Source organism: Mycobacterium sp. TH-M106, from assembly GCF_057473765.1.
Window position 1 is genome coordinate 1 of the sequence record NZ_JBYCLE010000523.1, and the last position, 2284, is coordinate 2284.

At 64.4% G+C, this 2284-nt stretch carries 3 protein-coding genes; all 3 read right to left on the minus strand.

What is annotated here, in order from left to right; translation table 11 throughout:
- The coding region (locus AC2VOP_RS18240) for a hypothetical protein (protein WP_424712776.1) at positions 1-66 on the minus strand (66 nt) is incomplete at its 3' end.
- Between the two features lie 274 nt (positions 67-340).
- Positions 341-676: a histone-like nucleoid-structuring protein Lsr2 gene (gene lsr2 / locus AC2VOP_RS18245; protein WP_486962271.1), complete on the minus strand. Its 336-nt coding sequence runs from the start codon at positions 674-676 to the stop codon at positions 341-343.
- Positions 677-813: 137 nt separating this feature from the next.
- Positions 814-2284, minus strand: a 1471-nt coding sequence (gene lysS / locus AC2VOP_RS18250) for a lysine--tRNA ligase (RefSeq protein ID WP_486962272.1), incomplete at its 5' end; no start/stop codon positions are given.

A 2284-nucleotide genomic window follows, 5' to 3' on the forward strand; every position in this document is an offset into this window, starting at 1 on the left:
CATCCGGGCCTCTTCTTGCGCCAGGACGACGACCCTGCGGGCACGGTCGGTAAATCTTTCGAACATCGGCTTCTTACCTGCTCTCCCTCGCCATCTCCTACAGCCGCTGGCGTCGCGTAGCTGCCATCCACTCTAATGGGCGCTGAACCGGGTCGTGTTTTGACGTGCACAGCACATCGCTGTGGGTTCGACCGCAAGACTCTGCTATGGCGATTAACGCCGGGGGAGCAGGAAACGTTTCCAGTTCGGGTCGCACACCGGTTGCCAGCCGGTTCGCTTGAAGCGAAAACCACACCGGCTGGGCCGGGTGGGTGGGCCCGCGAACGTGCGGGCCAAGAGGTCAGGTAGCCGCGTGGAATGCGTCGATGATGTCGGCTGGAATGCGGCCGCGGGTCGACACATTGTGCCCGTTGCGGCGGGCCCATTCCCGGATTGCGGCGCTCTGTTCGCGATCGATCGCCCCGCGCCTACCGGAGGCCGAACGCCCGCGCCGCCGACCACCGACCCGGCGGCCGGCTTCGATCCATTTCGTCAGCTCACCGCGGAGTTTCGTGGCATTCTTGGTCGAAAGGTCAACTTCGTAGGTCACCCCATCGAGCCCGAATTCGACTGTTTCGTCGGCGGCACCCGAACCGTCGAAATCGTCGATCAAGGTGACGGTCACTTTCTTCGCCATCGGCTTATCCTCACGTTTCTTCCTGTGCACAAACTGTGCACCGTTTGAATCGAGCAACCCGCTGTGTCCGCACGGACATCGAAGTCCAATCTGCCATAAAAGCGCAGAGTATTCAACATCGCGACTGGCGTGGCGGTTCAGTCGTCGTGGCGCCGGACAATCGGAAACAAAACCGTCTCTCTAATCGACAGGCCGGTCAGCGCCATCAACAAGCGGTCGATCCCCATTCCGGTCCCGGTGCACGGCGGCATCGCGTGCTCGAGGGCGGTCAGAAAATCCTCGTCGAGCACCATCGCCTCGTCATCGCCGGCTGCCGCGGCGCGTGCCTGGGCGGCAAACCTGTCCCGCTGCACCACCGGGTCGACGAGTTCGGAGTATCCGGTGGCCAGTTCGATGCCCCGCAGATAGAGATCCCACTTCTCGGTGACACCGGAGATGCTGCGATGCTGACGCGTCAGCGGAGTGGTTTCCACCGGAAAGTCCCGCACGAAAGTGGGCGCCCGCAGGTTATGTCCGACGGTATGCTCCCACAACTCCTCGACCAGTTTGCCGTGCCCGGCAACCTGGCCGCCGGAAACCGGCGCATCCAGGCGGTCAGCGATACGGCGTAACCGATCCACCGGGGTGGCGGGGGTGATCTCTTCGCCGAGCGCAACCGACAGGGACGGATACATTTGTATCGACGCCCATTCACCGCCGATGTCGTAGATACTGCCGTCCGGCAGCGACAGTTGTCTGGTGCCGATCGCCTCGTCGGCGACCTCCTGAATAACTTCGCGGGTCGTCACCGCCGAATCATCGTAGGTGCCGTAGGCCTGGTAAGTCTCCAGCATCGAGAATTCCGGTGAATGGCTGGAATCGGCGCCCTCGTTTCGGAACACGCGATTGAGTTCGAAGACCCTGTCGAAACCGCCGACAACGCAGCGCTTCAGGAACAGCTCCGGCGCGATCCGCAGGTACAGGTCGGTGTCGAGAGCATTGGAATGGGTGACGAACGGCCGCGCGGCCGCCCCGCCCGCCAGTGTCTGCAGCATCGGGGTCTCGACTTCGACGAATCCACGCCGCTGCAACGCGGCGCGAACGGCGCGGACGACGGCGATGCGCTGGTGCGCCACCGCGCGCGCCTGCGGTCGGACGATGAGGTCGACGTAGCGTTGTCGCACCCGTGATTCTTCGTTCATCTCTTTGTGCGCGACGGGCAGCGGCCGCAACGACTTCGACGCCATCTGCCACGAGTCGGCCAGCACCGACAGTTCGCCGCGGCGCGAACTGATCACCTCGCCGTGCACGCAGACGATGTCGCCGAGGTCGACGTCGGCCTTCCAGTTCTCCAGCGCCTGCTGACCGACTTGAGCCAGGCTGATCATCACCTGAAGCGCAGTGCCGTCACCCTCCTGCAGCGTGGCAAAGCACAGCTTGCCGGAGTTGCGGGCGGACACCACCCGGCCGGCGACGCCGACAACGTCACCGGTGGACGTGCCGGCGGGCAGGTCGGGGTAACCGGCGCGGATCTGGGCCAACGTGTGCGTCCGGTCGACCGCGACCGGGTAGGGGTCGCGGCCTTCGGCCAACAGCCGTGCCCGCTTGTCGCGACGAATCCGGAACTGC